Annotated in this window: 20 protein-coding genes and 1 pseudogene; 7 read left to right on the top strand and 14 right to left on the bottom strand. The window is 70.9% G+C overall.

Annotated elements, in window-relative coordinates; translation table 11 throughout:
- Positions 1 to 11 precede the first annotated feature (11 nt).
- On the top strand, positions 12 to 848 hold the full coding sequence (locus tag ACFYRX_RS20470) for an IclR family transcriptional regulator (RefSeq protein WP_389101485.1): 837 nt from the start codon (positions 12 to 14) through the stop codon (positions 846 to 848).
- Between the two features lie 92 nt (positions 849 to 940).
- Positions 941 to 1,777, top strand: a pseudogene (locus tag ACFYRX_RS20465) (D-alanyl-D-alanine carboxypeptidase family protein); the annotation flags it as partial.
- Positions 1,778 to 1,860: 83 nt separating this feature from the next.
- Here the strand turns inward: ACFYRX_RS20465 and ACFYRX_RS20460 are convergent.
- The 14 genes from ACFYRX_RS20460 to ACFYRX_RS20395 form a co-directional block, all read right to left on the bottom strand.
- On the bottom strand, positions 1,861 to 3,216 hold the full coding sequence (locus ACFYRX_RS20460) for a glycosyltransferase 87 family protein (protein WP_389101484.1): 1,356 nt from the start codon (positions 3,214 to 3,216) through the stop codon (positions 1,861 to 1,863).
- Positions 3,213 to 4,613: a polyprenol phosphomannose-dependent alpha 1,6 mannosyltransferase MptB gene (gene mptB, locus ACFYRX_RS20455; protein WP_389101482.1), complete on the bottom strand. Its 1,401-nt coding sequence runs from the start codon at positions 4,611 to 4,613 to the stop codon at positions 3,213 to 3,215. Before mptB ends, ACFYRX_RS20460 begins: the two co-directional genes overlap by 4 nt.
- Positions 4,614 to 4,710: 97 nt before the next feature.
- Positions 4,711 to 5,640 (bottom strand): glutaminase, encoded by a 930-nt coding sequence (locus ACFYRX_RS20450; RefSeq protein WP_389101480.1) that lies wholly within the window; start codon positions 5,638 to 5,640, stop codon positions 4,711 to 4,713.
- Positions 5,641 to 5,694: 54 nt separating this feature from the next.
- Entirely contained in the window at positions 5,695 to 7,104 is a 1,410-nt protein-coding gene (aspA, locus tag ACFYRX_RS20445) for an aspartate ammonia-lyase (protein ID WP_389101478.1), read from the bottom strand.
- A 94-nt stretch (positions 7,105 to 7,198) separates the two neighbouring features.
- Complete coding sequence (locus tag ACFYRX_RS20440; RefSeq protein WP_389101476.1) at positions 7,199 to 8,218, bottom strand: asparaginase; 1,020 nt, start codon at positions 8,216 to 8,218, stop codon at positions 7,199 to 7,201.
- 76 nt (positions 8,219 to 8,294) lie between these two features.
- Positions 8,295 to 9,737 (bottom strand): amino acid permease, encoded by a 1,443-nt coding sequence (locus ACFYRX_RS20435; RefSeq protein WP_389101474.1) that lies wholly within the window; start codon positions 9,735 to 9,737, stop codon positions 8,295 to 8,297.
- Positions 9,734 to 10,417, bottom strand: coding sequence for a FadR/GntR family transcriptional regulator (locus ACFYRX_RS20430; protein WP_389101667.1), 684 nt, complete (start codon positions 10,415 to 10,417; stop codon positions 9,734 to 9,736). The genes ACFYRX_RS20435 and ACFYRX_RS20430 overlap by 4 nt, the downstream gene beginning before the upstream one ends.
- Positions 10,418 to 10,737: 320 nt before the next feature.
- Entirely contained in the window at positions 10,738 to 11,574 is an 837-nt protein-coding gene (locus ACFYRX_RS20425) for an undecaprenyl-diphosphate phosphatase (RefSeq protein WP_389101473.1), read from the bottom strand.
- Positions 11,575 to 11,646: 72 nt separating this feature from the next.
- Positions 11,647 to 12,021 (bottom strand): fluoride efflux transporter CrcB, encoded by a 375-nt coding sequence (crcB, locus tag ACFYRX_RS20420; protein WP_389101471.1) that lies wholly within the window; start codon positions 12,019 to 12,021, stop codon positions 11,647 to 11,649.
- Positions 12,018 to 12,428, bottom strand: a complete 411-nt coding sequence (locus ACFYRX_RS20415; RefSeq protein ID WP_389101469.1) for a DUF190 domain-containing protein — start codon at positions 12,426 to 12,428, stop codon at positions 12,018 to 12,020. Before ACFYRX_RS20415 ends, crcB (ACFYRX_RS20420) begins: the two co-directional genes overlap by 4 nt.
- Positions 12,425 to 12,880: a fluoride efflux transporter CrcB gene (gene crcB, locus ACFYRX_RS20410; RefSeq protein WP_389101467.1), complete on the bottom strand. Its 456-nt coding sequence runs from the start codon at positions 12,878 to 12,880 to the stop codon at positions 12,425 to 12,427. Before crcB (ACFYRX_RS20410) ends, ACFYRX_RS20415 begins: the two co-directional genes overlap by 4 nt.
- A 167-nt stretch (positions 12,881 to 13,047) precedes the next feature.
- Positions 13,048 to 14,010: an SMP-30/gluconolactonase/LRE family protein gene (locus tag ACFYRX_RS20405; protein WP_389101465.1), complete on the bottom strand. Its 963-nt coding sequence runs from the start codon at positions 14,008 to 14,010 to the stop codon at positions 13,048 to 13,050.
- 28 nt (positions 14,011 to 14,038) lie between these two features.
- Positions 14,039 to 14,326, bottom strand: a complete 288-nt coding sequence (locus tag ACFYRX_RS20400; protein WP_389101463.1) for an ArsR family transcriptional regulator — start codon at positions 14,324 to 14,326, stop codon at positions 14,039 to 14,041.
- Between the two features lie 244 nt (positions 14,327 to 14,570).
- Positions 14,571 to 16,592 (bottom strand): beta-galactosidase, encoded by a 2,022-nt coding sequence (locus ACFYRX_RS20395; protein WP_389101461.1) that lies wholly within the window; start codon positions 16,590 to 16,592, stop codon positions 14,571 to 14,573.
- A gap of 198 nt (positions 16,593 to 16,790) precedes the next feature.
- Here ACFYRX_RS20395 and ACFYRX_RS20390 point away from each other — a divergent pair, with 198 nt between their 5' ends.
- From ACFYRX_RS20390 to ACFYRX_RS20370, 5 genes are all read left to right on the top strand, one after another.
- Positions 16,791 to 17,822 carry a LacI family DNA-binding transcriptional regulator gene (locus tag ACFYRX_RS20390; RefSeq protein WP_389101460.1) on the top strand — a complete coding sequence of 344 codons (1,032 nt, stop codon included), beginning with the start codon at positions 16,791 to 16,793 and terminating at the stop codon, positions 17,820 to 17,822.
- A gap of 145 nt (positions 17,823 to 17,967) precedes the next feature.
- Positions 17,968 to 18,318 (top strand): VOC family protein, encoded by a 351-nt coding sequence (locus ACFYRX_RS20385; protein WP_389101458.1) that lies wholly within the window; start codon positions 17,968 to 17,970, stop codon positions 18,316 to 18,318.
- A 66-nt stretch (positions 18,319 to 18,384) separates the two neighbouring features.
- On the top strand, positions 18,385 to 18,777 hold the full coding sequence (locus tag ACFYRX_RS20380) for a MarR family winged helix-turn-helix transcriptional regulator (RefSeq protein WP_389101456.1): 393 nt from the start codon (positions 18,385 to 18,387) through the stop codon (positions 18,775 to 18,777).
- 334 nt (positions 18,778 to 19,111) lie between these two features.
- Positions 19,112 to 19,216: an FAD-linked oxidase C-terminal domain-containing protein gene (locus tag ACFYRX_RS20375; RefSeq protein WP_389101665.1), complete on the top strand. Its 105-nt coding sequence runs from the start codon at positions 19,112 to 19,114 to the stop codon at positions 19,214 to 19,216.
- A 95-nt stretch (positions 19,217 to 19,311) separates the two neighbouring features.
- Positions 19,312 to 20,292, top strand: coding sequence for an AraC family transcriptional regulator (locus ACFYRX_RS20370; RefSeq protein WP_389101663.1), 981 nt, complete (start codon positions 19,312 to 19,314; stop codon positions 20,290 to 20,292).
- The last annotated feature ends 91 nt before the right edge of the window (positions 20,293 to 20,383 follow it).

The following is a 20,383-nucleotide window of genomic DNA, read 5'->3' as shown; positions in this document are numbered from 1 at the left end:
ACCGTTTTGCTATGCAGCACGTTAGGATGCGCGGCATGGTCTCCCCCGACGACGACGCTCCCCGTCGCAACTCCTCGTCCTCGCTGCGCCGCGCGCTGGGCATCCTCATGTTCCTCGCCGAGGAACGGAGCCATCCGCACGGCTCCACCCTGAGCGACCTCGCCACCGGCCTCGAGCTGAGCAAGAGCACCGTGCTGCGGCTGATCGCCCCGCTCAGGGACGTCAGGCTGGTCGACCAGGACCCCGAGTCCGGCCGTTACCGCCTCGGGCCCCAGAACGCCCTGCTCGGACAGGCCTACCTGGAGCGGCGCGACACCCGGCAGATCACCTCACCCCACCTGCACCGCGTGGCCGAGGAGAGCGGCGAGACGGTCCATCTGGTGACCTTCGACCCGCCGGAGATCGTGTACATCGACAAGGTCGAGAGCCCGCGGGCAGTCCGTATGCACTCCCGCATCGGCGGCCGGCTGCCCGCGTACTGCACGGCGACCGGCAAGGTGTTCCTCGCCCACGCCACCGACGACGTGGTGGCCAGGGTGATCGCGGCGGGCATGCCGGCCCGGACCCCGACCACCATCACCTCGCCCGACCGGCTGCTCGCCGAGCTCGACCTCATCCGGCGACGCGGTTACGCCGTCGACGATGTGGAGAACGAACAGGACATCCGCTGCGTGGCCGCTCCCGTCCACGACCACACCGGCGCCGTCACCACGGCCGTCAGCATCTCGGGGCCCGCCGCCCGGGTCACCCGCGAACGCGTCTCGGGGCTCGGCACCCTGCTCATCTCCGCCACCCGCACCATGACCGAGGACCTGGGCGGCACCGTACCGGAGCCTTCACAGGGCTGAGGCGCCGGGCGGCGTGCGGCATCCGGGTGCTCGCGCACGTTCCTCGGCCGGGGCAGCACGGTCTACGGCCGGTCTCTTCCTAGCTTTGCGGTATGACAATCGGACTTCCCTCTCGGATGGCCGTCTCAGCCTGCGCGCTGTGCACGACCGGCCTGCTGGTGTTCGCTCCTGTGACGGCGGCCGCGCACCCGGGCTCCGGACCCGCCGGGCCCGGCACACCTCAGACCTCGGCCGTGTCGCCCGCCCTGCTGTACCGCTCCGGCACCCAGGTCAGGCCACACCGGGGCGCGCCCCGGGTCCCGGACGTCTCCGCGCTGTCGTGGGTGGTGGCCGACGCCCGCAGCGGAAAGGTGCTCGCCGCGCACGACGCCCACCGGAAGCTGCCTCCGGCCAGCACGCTCAAGACGCTGTTCGCCCTGACCGTGCTGCCGACGCTGCCCGGCGGCCTCAGGCACAGGGTCGGCCAGGACGAACTCGCGGACGTCGCGCCGGGCAGCAGCCTGGTCGGGGTCGCCGAGGGGCGGACGTACCGGGTGGCCGACCTGTGGCGCGGGGTCTTCCTCAACTCCGGGAACGACGCCGTGCACGTCCTGGCCGGGCTCAGCGGCGGCTGGCGTGCGACGGCCACCAGGATGCAGGCCAAGGCGCGGGCCCTGGGCGCCCGTGACACCCACGTCCGCTCCCCCGACGGCTACGACACCCCCGGCCAGGTCTCCTCGGCGTACGACCTCGCGGTCTTCGGCCGGGCAGGGCTGCGCAACCGGGACTTCGCACGGTACTGCGGCACGGCCGAGTCGACGTTCCCCGGCCGGGGCGGGTGGTCGTACGGCATCCAGAACACCAACCGGCTGCTGACGGGCGCCAACGGCGTGGCGCGCTATCGCGGGCTGATCGGGATCAAGAACGGCTACACGAGCCGCGCCGGCAACACGCTCGTCGCCGCCGCCCACCGGGGTGACCGGACGCTGGTCGTCACGGTGATGAACCCTCAGGAGGGCGGCGGATTCGCCGTCTACGAGGAGGCGCGTGAGCTGCTCGACTGGGGGTTCGGCGCGGCCGGCCGGGTGGCTCCGGTGGGCTCACTGGACGCACTGCGGGTGAAGCCCCGGCCGGGTCCCGAGACCGTGCCGGTCGCGGCGGCGGTGTCGCCGCACGAGGAGGGGCCCGGCTGGCTGGAGACCTGGGCCATCCTGGCCGCCGCCGGGCTCGGCGCGGGATCGATGGCGATGGCGCTGCGGTCCCGGACCGGCCCTTCGGCCCGGGCCTGATCCAGCGGCAGCCACAGCAGCAGGCCGAGCGTGATCCAGGTGTAGACGTTGCTGCCGAGGAAGCCGTCGATGCCGGACGCGTCGTCGAACCACAGCCACACCACGCTGGTGCACAGCACGGCGTAGAGGGCGCCCGCGATCCGGGGGTGCCCGGTCCGCACGAGGACGGCGAAGGACGGCAGCAGCCACACCAGATGGTGGACCCAGGTGATCGGGCTGACCAGACAGGCGGTCAGCCCGGTCAGCGCGAACGCGGCCGCCCAGTTCCCCGCCGCCGCGGCCCGCCGCGCCCGTACCGCCCACACGCACAGGGTCAGCAGCACCGCCACCGCCCAGACCGCACGGTCCAGTTCGCCCAGCCGGGCCAGGATGCCCTGCAACGACTGGTTGGAGACGTAGTCCAGGCGGCCCACCCTGGTCGTGTCCCACATGGCGTCGGTCCAGTAGAAACGCGAGGCGTCGGGTGCCACAAGGGCCGCGAACCCGGTGGCCGCCAGCGCCATCACCGTGGCGACGGCCGCCGCGCGCCAGCGCCGGGCGACCAGCAGCAGGCCGATGAAAAGGGCCGGCGTGAGTTTCACCGCGGCGGCCAGACCGATCCCGATACCGGCCCGGCGTTCGCGGCCGGTGGCCAGCAGCCAGGCGTCGACGAGGACGAGCGCCAGCAGCAGGAGGTTCACCTGACCGAAGCTGAACGTGTCGCGCAATGGTTCGAACAGCGCGAGTGTGCAGGCGCCCAGGGCGCAGCCGTACCAGCCGTAGCGCCGCCAGGCCCGTCCGGTGAGGAGGCGAACGACCACGGCCAGCGCGGCCAGGTTGAGCAGCAGACCCACGGCGATCGCGGCGCGCAGACCGAGCAGGGCCATCGGCAGCATGGCGACCGCCGCGAACGGCGGGTAGGTGAAGCCGTACGCCGTCCCCGGCACCCGGTAGTCGTAGAGCCGTCCGCCGTGGTGGACCCAGGTGTCGACGGCTCCGTGGTAGACGCGCAGGTCGAACCAGTCGCGCAGCAGCGGCACGGTCGCCGTGAACACGGTGACCGCGGTGGCGAGGGACAGGACCATCAGCAGCCGGCCGCGATCCGTGGTCGGCGCCCTCATGCCGTACGTCCCGTCACCGCGGCCCGTGCCGTCTGGCGGGCCTGCACCAGCACCATCAGTGCGAGCACGCCTCCGGAGACGGCCAGGACCAGTTGGCCGGCGTCGGCCGAGCCGCCGCTCGGCAGGGTGGCGAGCGCGAGCACGCCCGTCACTCCGGCCACCCGGTGCCGTACCGACGCGCTGGGTGCGGCGGCCGCGATGAGGAACAGTCCCCACAGGGCGTACCAGGGCCGGATCGCCGGACCGAGGGCGGCGACGGTGGCGAGGCTCAGGCCGAGGGCGTAGACGGGCCGTGGACGAAGGCGCAGCCATATGCAGCCGATGACGGCGGCCGCGGTCACGATGCCGAGCGCGTGGCAGACCGGTACGGCCAGCGGGGCCAGGTCGCTGCCGAACCGTTCCAGCAGGGCCCCGGTGGCGCGGCCGAGGAGACTGGTGAGGGCCCAGTTCCCGGACGACACCGGGGTGTTGAGGGCGCCTATCCAGCCGTAGCCGGTGCCCGCGACGGCCGTGGCGGCGACCGTGGTGGCGGCGGCCGACGCGGCGGCCGTCAGGACGGCTCTCACCGGACGGTCACCGGCCCGGATCCGCAGCACGACGATCGCGGCGAGCCCGAGAACGGCGGGGGCCTTGACCAGCGCGGCGAGCGTCACGAGCACGGCCCCGAGGATCGGCCACCGGCCGAGGGCGGCGACCAGGCCGAGGCCGAGCAGACCGAGCATCACGGCGTCGTTGTGGGCGCCCGCGACCAGATGGAGCAGCACGAGCGGGTTGAGGGCGCCGAGCCAGAGCGCGGCGGCCGGGTCGGCGCCGCTGTGGCGGGCGAGGCGGGGCAGGGCCGCCGCCATGAGGGCCACGCCGAGCAGGGCGACGAGCCGCATGCCGAGCAGCCCGACGGGGAGTTCACCGCGGGACGCCTTCGCCAGTGCGGAGGACACGCCGAGGAACACGGGGCCGTACGGGGCGGCCGTGTTGCGCCACATCGGGGCGACCTCGTCGGCGAGCGGGCCGCCGAGAAGGGCGGGCCCATGGCTGTAGACGTCCATGTGGGCGTCGGCCATCGCGCCCTGGGCGAGGTAGCTGTAGACGTCCCGGCTGAACAGGGGCGGGGCGAGCAGCAGCGGGAGCGACCAGATGACCAGGACGGCCATGAGCTCCCGCGTGCTGGGCTTGTCCGGACCGCGCACCAGGCGGCCGAGGAGGAGCCAGGCCGCGATCAGGAGGACCACGCCGAAGTAGGCGCCGACCAGGCCGAGTGCGGCGCGTGGCGAGGACGGGGTGAGGAGCTCCCGCACCGGCAGGGCCCCGGCTGTCTCACCACCTGCGGCGATGAAGGCGGTGCCGACCAGACCGAGGATCTGGCAGCGGCGGAGATCGGCGGGAACTTTGGCCAACACGTCAGCAGCGTGTCAGTTTCGGGTGGCTGGAAGGCGACGGGGCGGAGACCGGGGCGTGACCGGTGCGTGGTCGGGTGCGGGATGCGCCCACCCCGTCTCAGAACACCGACACACCGGTCAGGGTCGTGAACCGGTCCAGGGCCGCCACGCCCGCCACCGAGTTGCCCCGCTCGTCCAGACCCGGACTCCACACGCACAGCGTGCAGCGCCCCGGTACCACCGCGATGACTCCGCCGCCCACTCCGCTCTTGCCCGGCAGACCCACCCGGTAGGCGAAGTCGCCCGCCGCGTCGTACGTGCCGCAGGTCAGCATGATCGCGTTGATCTGCTTGGCCTGGCTGAGGGTGAGCAGGCGGGTGTCGTCGGCGCGGATGCCGTGGCGGGCCAGGAAGGTGGTGGCGAGGGCCAGGTCGGCGCAGGAGGCCCGGATCGAGCACTGGCGGAAGTACTGGTCGAGCAGCGTCGGGATGTCGTTGTCGATGTTGCCGTACGCGGCCATGAAGTGGGCCAGGGCGGCGTTGCGGTCGCCGTGTGCGGACTCGGAGGCAGCCACCTCCTCGTCGAAGTCCAGGGCGGGGTTTCCGCTCTCCTCGCGGAGGAAGGCCAGCAGTTCACCCGCCGCGTCTCCGGTACGGGTGTGGAGGCGGTCGGTGACGACGAGGGCGCCCGCGTTGATGAACGGGTTGCGCGGGATGCCGTTCTCGTACTCCAGCTGCACCAGGGAGTTGAAGGGGTTGCCGGAGGGTTCGCGGCCCACGTGCTCCCAGAGTTCGTCGCCCTCGCGGGCCAGGTCGAGCGCGAGGGTGAAGACCTTGGTGATGGACTGCGTCGAGAACGGCTCACGCCAGTCGCCGACGCCGTACACCGTGCCGTCCAGCTCGGCCACGGCCATGCCGAAGCTGCGCGGGTCGCAGGCGGCGAGCGCCGGGATGTAGTCGGCGGGCGTGCCGCGGTCCGGGGTTCGTTCGATCTCCTCGGCGATGCGCTCCAGGACCGGCTGGAACGTGAGCGACGACGTCGTTGTCATGATCACTATTGTGCCTCCGGGTCGATCCTGGCGCGTATCAGCTCAAGGTGACGGTCAGGCCTGGAGAGCGCCGCTGCCCGCGAGGACCTCGGGGCGCAGCAGCTCGGCGAGTGTCTCGGCGGGCAGCAGGCCCTTCTCCAGGACCAGTTCGGCCACTCCGCGACCGGTGGCGAGGGCTTCCTTGGCGATGTCGGTGGCGGCCGTGTAGCCGATGTGCGGGTTGAGGGCGGTGACCAGGCCGATGGAGTTCTCCACCGTCCGGCGCAGCGCCTCGGTGTTGGCGGTGATGCCGTCCACGCAGCGCTCGGCGAGGGTGAGGCAGGCGGCCCGCAGATGGGTGATCGACTCCGACAGGGAGTGCAGGATGATGGGTTCGAAGGCGTTCAGCTGGAGCTGTCCGGCCTCCGCGGCCATCGTGATGGCGACATCGTTGCCGATCACCTCGAAGGCGACCTGGTTGACGACCTCGGGGATCACCGGGTTGACCTTGCCGGGCATGATCGACGAACCCGCCTGCACGGGCGGGAGGTTGATCTCTCCCAGGCCCGCGCGCGGCCCGGACGACAGCAGCCGCAGGTCGTTGCAGCTCTTGCTGAGCTTGACGGCGACCCGCTTGAGCACACCGGACATCTGGACGAACGCCCCGCAGTCCTGGGTCGCCTCGACCAGGTTGGCGGCGGTGACCAGCGGGAGCCCGGTGATGCCTGCGAGGTGCCGGCGGGCCGACTCGGCGTATCCGGCGGGGGCGTTGAGTCCGGTGCCGATGGCCGTGGCGCCCAGGTTGATCTCATGGATCAACGTGACGGCCTCGTCAAGACGACTGCGGTCCTCGTCAATCATGACGGCATACGCTGAAAACTCTTGACCGAGCGTCATGGGTACCGCGTCCTGCAACTGTGTACGGCCCATCTTGAGCACATCGCGGAACTCGACGGCCTTACGGGCGTAGGAGTCCTGTAGTACAGCCATCGCGTCGAGCAGTCCACGTACCGCGAAGACCGTCGCGATCTTGACGGCGGTCGGGTAGACGTCGTTGGTCGACTGGCCGAGGTTGACGTCCTCGTTGGGGTGCAGGAACGCGTACTGCCCCTTCTCGTGTCCCAGCAGCTCCAACGCCCGGTTGGCGATGACCTCGTTGGCGTTCATGTTGGTGGAGGTGCCGGCGCCGCCCTGGATCACGTCGACCACGAACTGGTCGTGCAGCTTGCCGTCACGGATCTCCCGGCAGGCCTCGACGATGGCTGCGGTCTTCCTGGGCTCCAGCAGCCCGAGTTCCTCGTTGGCGAGGGCGGCGGCCTCCTTGACGGCGGCGAGGGCGTCGATCAGGTGGGGGTAGGCGGAGATCGGGGTGCCGGTGATGGGGAAGTTCTCCGTGGCCCGCAGGGTGTGCACACCCCAGTAGGCATCGCCGGGAACATCGCGGTCACCCAGCAGATCGTGCTCACGGCGGCTGAGGTCGTTCATGAGGGTACGGATCCTCTTTCCAACGGGGTAAGGACGAACGCGCCCCAAAGGGGCGCGGGGAACGGCGCGACCAGCCACAACGGACCCGCACCAGCTACGAAACAGAATCCGCGACGGCGAGGAAATCCAGCGCGCGCACCGGCCGAACCGCTCCCACCGGCAACCCGCCACCGAGCAGCGGTTCACCGGCGAACTCCGTGAGCAGCGCAGGATCGACACCCGCCCGCGCCAGCGCCGCCGCGGCGACCGGCACCCGCGCCCGGTTCGCCCCGTCGGCGATCTTCACGGCGACGGCCCGCCCGTCGGGCAGCGCGGCGACCTGCACCCCTTCGAAGCCGTCCTTGGCCAGCAGCCCCGGCACGGCCCGCATCAACGCGGCTACGTCACGCCCCGCACCGGAGGCCATCTCGGCGTGCTCGCGCATCGCGTCGGCGACCCGGGCCTCAGGGGTACCGGGAACCGCCGAGGTGATCCGCGCGGCAGCCCGGGCGAGCCCGTGCAGCGACACCGAGAACAGCGGTGCGCCACAACCGTCGACGGTCACCCGTGCGATCCGCTGTCCCGTCAGGTCCTCGACGATCTCCGCGATCGCCTGCTGAAGCGGGTGCGCGGGGTCGAGATACCCCTCCAGCGGCCAGTCGTTGAGCACGCACGTGTACAGCATCGCCGCGTGCTTCCCGGAGCAGTTCTGCGCGAGCCGTGAGGGAGCACGGCCCTCCCGGATCCACGTGTCCCGGACAACCGGGTCGAACGGCATGTCACGGACGTTGCGCAGGGCGTCCTCGGACACGCCCGCGAGGTCCAGGATCCGCCGGGCCCCGGCGAGGTGGCGTTCCTCGCCGGAGTGGCTGGCCGCGGTGAGCGAGAGGAGCTCGCCGTCGAGCGGCAGTCCGGCCCGGACCATGGCGACGGCCTGGACCGGTTTCAGAGCGGAACGCGGATAGAACGCGGCCTCGATGTCGCCGAGTTGGAACCGGACGTCCCCGTCGCCGTCGAGGACGACGACGGAACCGTAGTGGGTGCCCTCGATCAGCCCGGCACGGATGAGGTGGGCGACGGGAGCGTGCAGGGGTTCGCGGACAAGGGGTGCGTCCGCGGGGGAACTGCTGTACATCACTGCCTTCTCTTGGAGCGTCACACGGGTCACGCGTGAACGCCTGCGGGTCGGGGCCCGGTGCCCGCGTGAGTGCTCACGCGTCGGCGCCGGTGGTGGACTTGTCGGCGACCCGGCCTCGGACGGCGAACCATCCGGCGACCAGGGCCGCGGCGATCAGCGGCAGACACAGCACGGTGGTGCGGCCGGCGCCGCCGTCGGCGTACATGAGGACCAGGACGGAGGCGAGGAAGGCCAGCGTCACCAGTTCGGTCCAGGGGGATCCCGGCAGTCGGTAGCCGGGGCGGGTGAGGTCGCCCTTCTCGGTCTTCTGCCAGAAGAGCAGGTGGCAGACCATGATCATGCCCCAGGTGGCGAGGATGCCGATGGCGGCGAAGTTCAGCACGATCTCGAACGCGTCGGCGGGGACGACGAAGTTGAGGCCGACGCCCAGCACACAGACGCCGCTGGTGAGCAGGATGCCGCCGTAGGGGACCTGGCTGCGGCTCATCACCGAGGTGAACTTCGGGGCCGAGCCGGACATGGCCATGGAGCGCAGGATGCGGCCGGTGGAGTACAGACCGGAGTTGAGCGAGGACATGGCCGCGGTGAGGACGACGAGGTTCATCACGCCGCCCGCCGCCGGGATGCCGATGTTGGACAGGACGGTCACGAAGGGGCTCTGGCCGGCCGTGTACTTGTTCCAGGGAAGCAGCATCGAGAGCAGCACGACGGAGCCGACGTAGAAGAGGCCGACGCGCCACATGATCGAGTTGATCGCCTTGGGCATGATCTTCTCGGGGTTCTCGGTCTCGCCCGCGGCCACGCCGACGAGTTCGACCGAGGCGTAGGCGAAGACGACTCCCTGGATGATCAGCAGCATGGGCAGCAGGCCGCTCGGGAAGATGCCTCCGTTGTCGGTGATCAGGGACGGGCCGGGGTGGTGGCCGTCGATGGGGTGCTGGGTGGCCAGCAGGAAGATGCCGATCAGCATGAACGCCACGAGCGCGGTCACCTTGATGATGGCGAACCAGAACTCCAGCTCACCGAACATCTTCACCGAGATCAGGTTCACCGTGAGCACCACCGCGAGCGCGATGAGCGCGATCACCCACTGCGGGATGTCGGAGAACATGCCCCAGTAGTGCGTGTACAGGGCGACGGCGGTGATGTCGGCGATGCCGGTGGTGGCCCAGTTCAGGAAGTACATCCAGCCGGCGACGTAGGCGCCCTTCTCGCCGAGGAACTCCCGGGCGTACGACACGAAGGCGCCGGAGGAGGGGCGGTACAGGACGAGTTCGCCGAGGGCGCGCACGACCAGGAAGGCGAAGACGCCGCAGATCGCGTAGGCGATGAACAGGGACGGGCCGGCGTCGGCGAGGCGGCCGCCCGCGCCGAGGAAGAGGCCGGTGCCGATCGCACCACCGATGGCGATCATGTTGACGTGCCGTGACTTGAGGGACTTGCTGTATCCCTCGTCGCCGGCGTCGACATGGCCGGAACGTTTCTGCACTCCGTCGTGCAGGGACTGCTCGCTCACGCCTGGGGTTCGCCTTCCGTGGGGAGGTCCGAGGCCGTGCGGGGGGAACGCACGATGTCGGTGAGGGTGGTCTCGACGCGGTCGAGGTGGTGGGACATGGCCTCCTCCGCGTCGTGTTCGGAACCGTCGATCAGCGCCTCGACGATCGCGCGGTGCTCGCGGTTGGACTGCTCCCGGCGGCCGCCCAGCTCGTTGAGGAAGGCCGACTGACGCGCCAGTGCGTCGCGGATCTCCTCGATGACCCGGCGGAAGACCGGGTTCTGGGCGGCCTCGGCCACGGCGAGATGGAAGAGGGTGTCCATCGCGACCCAGGCCGTGGTGTCGGTCTCCCGTTCCATCCGGTCCAGGAGGTGGGCCAGGTGGTCGAGGTTCTCCGGGGTGCGGCGCTGTGCCGCGTACCCGGCGACCGGGATCTCGACATGGCGGCGCACCTCCAGCAGGTCGCTGGCCGCGTAGTCGCCGAAGGTGGGGTCCTCCACCGCGTTGGCGACGACGAAGGTGCCCTTGCCGGTCTTGGAGACGGTCAGACCCATCGTCTGCAGGGCCCTGAGGGCCTCACGCAGGACGGGCCGGCTGACCTCCAGGGTGCGGCAGAGTTCCGCCTCGGAGGGGAGTTTGTCGCCGATGGCGTACTCGCCGCGCTCGATGGCACCGCGCAGATGCGCCAGCACCGCCTCCATGGCGCTGATGCGCCGCGGAGGCTGACTGGCTGTCCGGCTGTCTGACAGGTTCACACGGGTGATACTCCGGGTGGCCGGAGGGAACTGTCAAGGGGGCCGAGGCCGGGAGTGACCAAGCTCCGCGAAAAACCCGCACGCGGCATCGCCGGCGACGTCCTCGCGTACGACGCCCACGGCCTCGCCCGGGACGACAGCGAAGACGTCGCACGCAGCGCTCTCGCCCGGAACGGCCGCGCCGGACCGAGGCGTTCGGCGCGCGCGTGGGCTCGACGAACGACTCGGTCTCCGGTCTTGGTCTCCGGTCCTTTTGGTCTCCGGTCTCAGCTGTTGAGCGTGCCCGTGGCCAGCAGGCCGAAGAGCAGCACGCCGATGACGATCCGGTAGATCACGAAGGCGTTGAAGGAGTGCTTGGCCACGAACTTCAGCAGCCAGGCGATGGAGCCGTAGGCGACGACGAACGAGACGATGGTGCCGACGGCGAGAGGGGCCAGGCCGACGCCCGCGCCGAGGGCGTCCTTGAGCTCGTAGATGCCGGCGCCGGTGAGAGCGGGGATGCCGAGGAAGAACGACAGCCTGGTGGCCGCCACACGGTCCAGGTCGAGGATCAGGGCCGTGGACATGGTGGCGCCGGAGCGGGAGAAGCCGGGGAAGAGCAGGGCGAGGATCTGCGAGCTGCCGACCAGCATGGCGTCCTTGAAGGTGGTGTCGTCCTCACCGCGCTTGTGCCGGCCCATCTGGTCCGCCGCCCACATCACGCCACTACCCACGATCAGGGAACCGGCGACCACCCACAGGGAGGCGAGCGGCCCCTCGATGAGCGGCTTGGCGGCGAGACCGACGATGACGATCGGGACGGTCGCGGCGATCACCCACCAGGCGAACTTGTAGTCGTGGTGGTACCGCTCCTCCTTGTTCACCAGGCCCCTCCCCCAGGCCGAGACGATCCGCACGATGTCCTTGAAGAAGTACACGAACACGGCGGCGATCGCGCCGACCTGGATGACGGCCGAGAACCCGACGACGGCGTCGTCGTCGACGGGGATGCTCATCAGCCCCTCGACGATCTTCAGATGGCCGGTGGAGGAGACGGGCAGGAACTCGGTCACCCCCTCGACGGCTCCGAGGACGACGGCCTGACCGACGCTGATGACGCTCATGGGATCCAGTTCTTCTCAGGGGACGCGGGTGCGGCGGGGACAGTCTTACTACACCCGGACGAGGACCGGATCCTAGGCCCACACCGCCTGCGCCAGCGCCACCCCCGCGAAGGCCGCTCCCAGCCCCGCCACCACGCTCGCGACCACGTTGGCGGTGGCGTGGAAGCCGGCTCCGGTCTCGGTCAGCCGCAGGGTCTCGTACGAGAACGTCGAGTACGTGGTCAGCGCCCCGCACAGGCCGGTGCCGAGGAACAGCTGAAGGTGCGCACCGGCGGCCCCGGTGGCGACCGCGCCGGTCAGCAGGCCGAGGATCAGACAGCCGGTGACGTTGACGGCGAAGGTGCCCCAGGGCATGACCGAGTCGTGCCGGGACTGCACCGCGCGGTCGGTGAGATAGCGGAGCGGGGCGCCGACCATGGCACCCGCGACGACCAACAGCCAGTTCACAACGACTTCTTACCCTTCGTGCCCGCTTTGCCCCGCCCTCGAGTCCGGTCCTGCGTCCGGGCCTGGGTGTCGTCACGGCCGATGTACCGGATGACCTCGCACTCGTCGAGCGTCACGAGGCCTTCGGTGACGAGTTCGTCGAGCTGCGGAAGGAACTCCCGTACGCGCGCCTCGGTGTCGACGATCACGACGGCCACGGGCAGGTCCTCGCTGAGCGAGAGCAGTCGGGAGGTGTGGATGAGGGAGGAGGCGCCGAAGCCCTCGATGCCGTGGAAGACGCTGGCCCCGGCGAGGCCGGCGGCGTGGGCGCGGTGCACGATCTCGGTGTAGAGGGGCTTGTGGTGCCAGGTGTCGTTCTCGCCGATGTGGACGGTCAGCCGCAGGGCGCTGCCGGTCAGCCTCGTCATGGCTGCCTCCGCTTCAGGACGCGGCGGGTCGTCGTGGCGGCGAGCCACACCGCGGTGAGGGCCGCGAGCAGGGTCGCGGCGAGATAGGCCAGGCCCGTGGCGGGCCGGCCGTTCTCGACGAGTTTCTGGATGTCGACGGCGTAGGTGGAGAAGGTGGTGAAGCCACCGAGGACGCCGGTGCCGACGAACGGGCGGACCAGGCGGTGGGCGGCCCACACCTCGGTGATGACGACCATGAACACGCCGATGACGGCACAGCCGACGACGTTGGTCCAGAAGGTCGCCCAGGGGAACCCGCCGGTCCGCGTGGGCCACTGGAGGGCGACGGCGTACCGGGCCGTGGCGCCGAGCGCGCCACCGAGGGCGACCATCGCGACGACCGGTGCCTGGCCCCGCCAGGCGGACTGCCGTGGGGCGCCGACGGGGGCTCGGAGGCTCTCCGGGGCTGTCATGCTCGTGTCTCTCCTACTCGCCGGGGCCCCGGGCGTGCGGGCGCACTGCATCGCAAGTAGGGACCGTTGGCGGCGCCTCGCCGCGGTTCGGGTACGGCGGGCCCCACCGCCGTGGCGCGAGGGTGATCGCGACCGAGAACCAGGGTAACGCCGGGGCCCGGCCGGGGTCACTTCGCGGCGGGCGGCTCACACAGCGCGATGCCGCGCTCCCAGAGGCTGCCGAGGACCAGGTGGCCGGAGGCCTCGCAGACGCTGGTGACCATGCGGAAGCGGGAGCTGTGGCGGGAGAGGTGGTGGACGACCGAGCCGTCGTCGTCGACGGCGAGGACTCCGACGGCGCCCGTGGGGCGGAAGGGGACACGCACGGCCGCGCGGGCGGCGGCTCGGCGGACCGTCGGGGCGGCGCGGTGCAACAGGTCGAGCGGAGGTACGCGCGGGCCGGCGAGGGAGACCCAGATGGGACCGTCGGGTCCGCCGCGCCAGATGTTGTCGGGCATGCCGGGGAGGTTCTCGGCGAGGGCTTCGGCGCGGCCGGCCTGCGGCCCGTCGAGCCAGTAGCGGGTGAGCCGGTACGCACCGGTCTCGGCCACGACCAGGAAGGACTCGTCGGCGCTCGCGGCCAGGCCGTTGGCGAACTGGAGCCCCTCCAGCAGGACTTCGGGAGTGTCGTCACCGGGCGCCAGTCGCAGCAGGCGGCCGGTCCCGGTGTGTTCGACGATGTCGCCGAGCCACTGGTGCAGGGGGTATCGGCGGCTGGAGACGGTGAAGTACACACTGCCGTCGGACAGTGCGACGACGTTGCTGCAGAACCGCAGCCGCTCCCCCGCCACCTCGTCGGCGATGACACGGACGGTGCCGCCGGCCAGGTCGACGCCGAGCAGTCCGCGTTCGGCGTCGCAGACCAACAGGTCGCCGTCCGGGAGGAGTTCGAGGCCGAGGGGCCTGCCACCGGTGTCGGCGAGCGTCTCGACGCGGGCCGCGAGGGGCTCTGTCAGTCCGTCGACGCGCAGGATGCGGCCGTCCTCCACTCCGGTCAGGACCCGGCCGCGTGCGTCGGCGACGACGTCCTCGGGGCCGCGTCCGCCGATGTCGACGTAGCGGCGTGGGGTCAGTGCGGTGGGACGGTCCATGCGGTGCCTGCCCTTCGGAAACGGGTCGCTACCAGCCCTTCTCGAACATGCGCGCCACCTCGGCGATGCGCATCTCGTCACGACGGTAGTACGTGCGCCAGCGGATTCTCTTGGTGCACAGGAGACCGACGTTCACGAGGAGACCGAGGTGGGTCTCGGCGACCAAGCGGGGCACGCCGATCCTGCCTGCGACGGCGTGGGCGGTGACGCCGTCCTCGACGGGGTCGATGTTCCGCCGCGGCGGGAAATGTGCGGCCGGGTCCTTCAGCAACTCCAGGATGTCCAGGCGCTTCTCGCCGGTGGGAGTCCTCAGCATCGCGCGCCCCTCCGTCCGAGCCTCCTGCAACGCGTGTGTGCCCACTGTCCCGCAGTCGGAGCCGCCTTGTCCCGGAGTCATCGAGCTTGTCCGATATCGAGCTCCTCGGCGAGAAAGGGCTGAAAGGACTGTTCGACGCGTACGGCAGCCGGCAGCCGGCAGGAAGGAACTACGCCGCCCCGAGGAGCCGGTCGGCGCCCCCTCCGCCCGCGGCTCGTGGTCTCGCGGGCGGAGGGGAGTCGGTTCAGCCGTCGAGCCGGACGACCCGGACTGCGCCCGCCGGAACGGCGAGGCCGCCCGCCGCGCGTTCGCCGGTGAGCAGTTCGGTGCCGTCCGCCTCCAGGGTCACCTTGGCCTCGACCGCGGTGTGGTTGACGACGAAGACGTAGGAACCGGACTCTCCGTCGCGGCGGACGACCTCGACGTCGTGGGGCAGGTCGGCGCGCGAGGGGAGCCTGGCGTCCTCGGCGGCCCGGCCCAGCAGCACGTCGAGACCCTGCGGGGCCAGACGCGTGGAGACGTACCAGGCGGTGCCCTCGCCGTGCCGGTGCCGGGTGACGGCGGGGTGGCAGGCGGCCAGACCGTCGGCGTACGTCCACACGGTCTCGGCGCCGCGCGGCACCACGAACTCGGTCCACACGTCGCCGGTGAGCTCGCAGGCGTCGGGTCCGGTGATCCGCACCGACTGGTCCGGCAGCAGCGGCGAGAACTCCTCGACGGTCAGGCCGAGTACGTCACGCAGCGCGCCCGGGTAGGCGCCCTCGTGCACGGCGTCGTGCTCGTCGACGATGCCGGAGAAGTACGACACCACGAGGGTGCCGCCGCTCTCCACGTACTCCCGGAGGTTGGTCCCGGCCGCCTCCGTCATCAGATACAGCGCCGGTACGACGACAAGGGGATAGGCCGACAAGTCGGCTTCCGGGTGGGCGAAGTCGACCGTGAGGTGGCGGTCGTAGAGGGCCTCGTAGAAGGCGTCGGCACGCTCGCGCGCGTCGTGGTCCTCGCTGGGCCGCCAGTCGAGGTTCTGCGCCCACCAGGAGTGCCAGTCCCACAGGACGGCGACGTCCGCCCGGGTGCGGGTGCCGCGGAGGGTGCTCAACGAGTCCAGACTGGCTCCCAGTTCGACGACCTCGCGCCACACGCGTGTGTCGGTGCCGCCGTGCGGGACCATCGACGAGTGGAACTTCTCGGCGCCGCGCCGGGACTGGCGCCACTGGAAGAACATCGCTCCCTCGGAGCCGCGGGCCACGTGGGCGAGGGAGTTGCGGGCCATCTGGCCGGGGGCCTTGGCGGGGTTGCGGGGCTGCCAGTTGATCCCGGAGGTGGAGTGCTCCAGCAGGATCCAGGGGGCGCCGCCTGCGACCGAGCGGGTGAGGTCGGCGGCCATCGCGAGGTTGACGTGGGTGCGGCGGCCGTCGGTGATGAGGTAGTGGTCGTTGGTGACGATGTCGACCTCGCGGCCCCAGGCCCAGTAGTCGACGGAGTCGCACTGGCTGAGCGCGGTCATGAAGTTGGTGGTGACCGGGATGCCCGGGGACAGGCGGTGCAGGATGTCCCGCTCCATCACGAAGTTCTCGCGCATGGTCGCGTCGGCGAACCGCTTGTGGTCCAGCGCCTGGCCGGGGTTGCCGACGGTGGCCGCGGTGCGCGGCGGGTCGATCTGCTCCAGGCTCGTGTAGTGCTGGCCCCAGAAGGCGGTTCCCCAGGCCTCGTTGACGCCGTCGACGCCGCCGTACCTCGTCTGCAGCCAGCGGCGGAAGTGGGCGGCGCAGGAGTCGCAGTAGCAGGCGGAGACGGGGACGCCGTACTCGTTGTGCACGTGCCACATCGCCAGGGCGGGGTGGTCGGCGTAGCGCTCGGCGAGCTTGGTCGTGATGTTTGCGGCGGCCGCGCGGTAAGCGCTGTTGCTGTGGCAGATGGCGCCACGCGAACCGAACGCGAGGCGGGTGCCGTCGGCGGTGACGGGCAGTGCGTCGGGGTGGGCGCGGTAGAACCAGGCGGGCGGGACGACGGTGGGCGTGCCGAGGTCGACGCGGACGCCGTTCTGGTGCAGCAGGCCGATGATCCGGTCCAGCCAGCCGAAGTCGTACACGCCGGGCTCGGGCTCCAGGAGGGCCCAGGAGAAGATCCCCAGGCTGACCATGGTGACCCCGGCCTCGCGCATCAGCCGTACGTCCTCGTCCCAGACGCTCTCCGGCCACTGCTCCGGGTTGTAGTCCCCGCCGAAGGCAAGCTTGGTGAGGCCCCTGGGGGTGGTCTCCGGCATGGGTCTCTCCCGTATCGACTGGTTGGGAACGTGCACACACATCTCTGGAGGTGCGCGGCCCAAGATAACCGCACGCCAGGGGAGCTTGCCAAGTGCCCGACATCGACAGAAGCTGTGCACGATCACAGAACGCACTCATCCAGCCGTTTCCTCGGCCACTTCCGGCCGCCCCTCCGCGACGCCGCGGGGCATAGAGTCTTGACCATGAACAATGCGGGGGGCCGGCGCAGAGCGCCGACGATCCACGACGTGGCGCGCGAGGCCGGGGTCTCGCGGGGCACCGTCTCGCGTGTGCTCAACGGCGGACACTACGTCAGCCCCGCCGCGCACGAGGCCGTCGACGCCGCCATCCGCAAGACGGGTTACGTCGTCAACCGGCACGCCCGCTCGCTGATCACCGGCCGCTCCGACTCGGTCGGGTTCCTGCTCACGGAGCCGCAGGAGCGGTTCTTCGAGGACCCCAACTTCAACGTCCTGCTGCGCGGCTGCACCCAGGCACTGGCCGCGCACGACATCCCCCTGCTGCTGATGCTGGCGGGGACCGAGGACGAGCGGCGCCGGATCAAGCGGTTCATCACGGCGGGCCACCTCGACGGTGTGCTCCTGGTGACCAGCCACTCCGCCGACCCGGTGGCCGAGGAACTGCACAAGGCGGGCGTGCCCGTCGTCCAGTGCGGCAAGCCCATGCGGTCCGGTTCGAAGGTGAGTTACGTGGCGGCGGACGACCGCGACGGCGCCCGTGACATGGTGCGCCATCTGCTGTCGCTGGGCCGCCGCCGCATCGGCATCGTGACCGGCCCGCTGAACTCACCGGGCGGTGTCGACCGTCTCGCCGGCTACAAAGAGGTGCTCACCGAGGCGGGCATCGAGATCGACGAGCGGCTCGTCGTCTCCGGCGACTACAGCCGGGGCAGCGGGGAGGAGGCGGCCGACCGCCTGTTGGCGCAGGCCCCGGACATGGACGCGGTGTTCGTCGCCTCCGACCTCATGGCCCTGGGCGCCCTGACCGCGCTGCGCCGGGCGGGCCGCCGGGTCCCCGAGGACGTGTCCGTGGGCGGCTTCGACGATTCCAACGCGGCCACGGAGGCCACCCCCGCCCTCACCACCATCCGCCAGCCCTACGACCGCATCAGCGCCGAGATGGTGCGCGTGCTGCTGGCCCAGCTCGGGGGCGAGGATCCGGCGGCGGTGATCCTGCCCACGGAACTGGTCCGGCGGGAGTCGACGTGAGTGAGGCTCGCGGGGTCCGGCACGGCACCCTCGCGGGCGGTGAGCGGTGAGCCGGTCAGGATCGGAGAAGCGGACTACGGCTCCCCCGGCTTAGCGTGAGATCACCGACGCGGAACGTCGGGGACACCTCACACAGGAGCACACCATGACTGCCGGCCTCAAGACGATCATCTATCCCGTCAAGGACCTCGCCGCGGCGAAGGCCCTGTTCAGCGCGCTGCTGGGAGTGGAGCCGTACGCGGACGAGCCCTACTACGTCGGCTTCAAGGACGCGGGGCAGGACGTCGGGCTCGACCCCAACGGGCACGCCAGGGGCATGACCGGCCCGGTGCCGTACTGGCACGTCGACGACATCCGGGCAACGCTCGCGGCACTGGTGGCGGCCGGGGCCGAGACGCTGCAGGAGGTCCAGGACGTCGGCGGCGGCAAGCTGATCGCCTTCGTCAAGGACGCGGACGGCAACCTGATCGGCGTGACGCAGGACCCGCAGGCCTGACCGATCCCTTGCGCGCGCACTAGTTGCACAGTCAATGAATGACCGAATCGGTGTTACCGTGCAGATATGGCGGTGAAAACGGTCGGGACCGGGCTCGAGGAACGTTGGCGGGACATCCTGTCGGTGCACGCACGCACGATGTGCGAGATCGACCGTGTGCTGCACCCGCACGGGCTGGGCGCGAGCGATTTCGAGGTGCTCGACATCCTCGCCACCGAGTCGCCCCGCGAGGGCGACCAGTGCCGGGTGCAGAATCTGGCCGGACGGGTGCATCTGAGCCAGAGCGCGCTGTCCCGGCTGATCGGCCGGCTGGAGAAGGACGGTCTGGTCGAGCGTTCCATGTGCCTGGAGGACCGGCGTGGGGTGTATGTCTCGCTCACCCGTAAGGGCCGTGACCTGCACACCGCCGTTCTGCCTCTCCAGCGCGAGGTGCTGGCGCGGATGCTCGACGACGCCTGATCGCCGCATCTGTCGTCCCGCGCCCGCAGCGCCGGGCCTGGTTTCAGATCAGCAGGTCCCGCACCGGCCCCGAAAGCCGCCTCCACCGTGGCCGGGTCCGCACCGGGGCGGGCCAGCGCGCTCATGGAGATCGGGGAGACCTCGGGCAGGCCCTCGTACGGGGTCAGGCCGTCAGGGGCGGGGCCGACCGCCGCGAGCAGTGCCACGCCCTGGCCGGTGCGGACGATGTCCAGGACGCCCGCAGGCCTGCCCACCGCCCCCTGACGTCCGGGAGTTGGGAGGCCTTCGAGAGCCCGCACCGCCTGCCCGACCCATCAGGGGCGTCTGACGAACGATCCGGACTTCCGGCGAACTCGGGCCGGCCGCAGACTCCTTGCAGCGGCGGATCAAGGAGGTGTTCGACCCACGGGGCATCCTCAACCCCGGAAAGGCGCTGTGAAACCCGGGCATGTCGTGTCCGGTATGAGGGGCCGTCCGCGGGGTCATGCTGAACAGCAGACCCCGAGGGCGGAAGGAGCTGACAACGCCTTGGCCGTGGAAGAGGACAGGGCCGCCGAGTTCAACAGCTATGCGACGGCCTCCCTGGAGGAGGCGCACGAGGCGATCGCGGCCCATTACTACGACCTGCGGCTCGAAGTCACCGGCCGGGCCTCGCAGTTCGCCACCAGGCTCAGTGTCGTCGAGCTCGGCGCGCTCACGGTGGGCGACATCCGCTTCGGCACCGACATGCGGATGTCCTTCGGCGAGCCGGGTGTGTACCACGTCGCCGTCCCCTTCGGCGGTCGCTTCAGCGTCCAGGAAGGCTACGAGGACGTCGAGTTCGCCACCGAACGGCGGGCGCTGGTCTTCGATCCGGCACGGGACATCCACATCGACACCTGGTCCGCCGACTGCCACGCACTCACGGTCAAGATCGACAAGGCGGCCCTGCTGCGGCAGTTGGAGGTGCTGCTGGGGCGGACGGTGCGCCGTCCGCCGTGCTTCGGACCGTACATGGACGTCTCGCGGGGACCGGGCCTGAGCTGGATGCGCCTGGCGATGTGGAACCTGCTGGAGCGGGACGTCCCGCACGGCCTGCTGAGCCACCCGATGATCCGGGGCCGTCTCGAACAGACCCTCCTGGAGGGGATGTTGCTGGCCACGGACCACCCGTACCGCGAGGCGCTGGAGGCCCCTCCCCCACCGATGCGTCCCGCGTCGGTGAAGCGCGTCATGGACGCCGTGCAGGAGCTGCCCGCCGAGCCGTACGACGCCAACCGGCTCGCGGCCATCGCCCAGGTCAGTCTGCGCACCCTCCAGGAGGCCTTCCGCAGACACGTCGGCATGTCGCCCATGACCTACGTCCACGAAGTGCGGTTGCAGCGCGTCCAACGGCAGCTACGGGCCGCCGTGCCGGGGACGACGACCGTGACAGAGGTGGCCCACGCCTGGGGGTTCGTCCATATGGGCCGGTTCGCGCGGCGGTACCGGGAGCGCTTCGGGGAGTCGCCCGCGCAGACACTGCGCGCCGTGTGAGCCGCCGTGCCCGCCGATCCGCCGCGTTTTGCGGACATGCGCCACGTATTGCGGAGCGACGGCATGCAGGATCGGTCCTATGGTCGGGGCA

This window comes from Streptomyces sp. NPDC005374, assembly GCF_042872225.1.
Lineage (GTDB): Bacteria > Actinomycetota > Actinomycetes > Streptomycetales > Streptomycetaceae > Streptomyces.
This window is presented reverse-complemented; position numbering and strand designations above follow the sequence as displayed.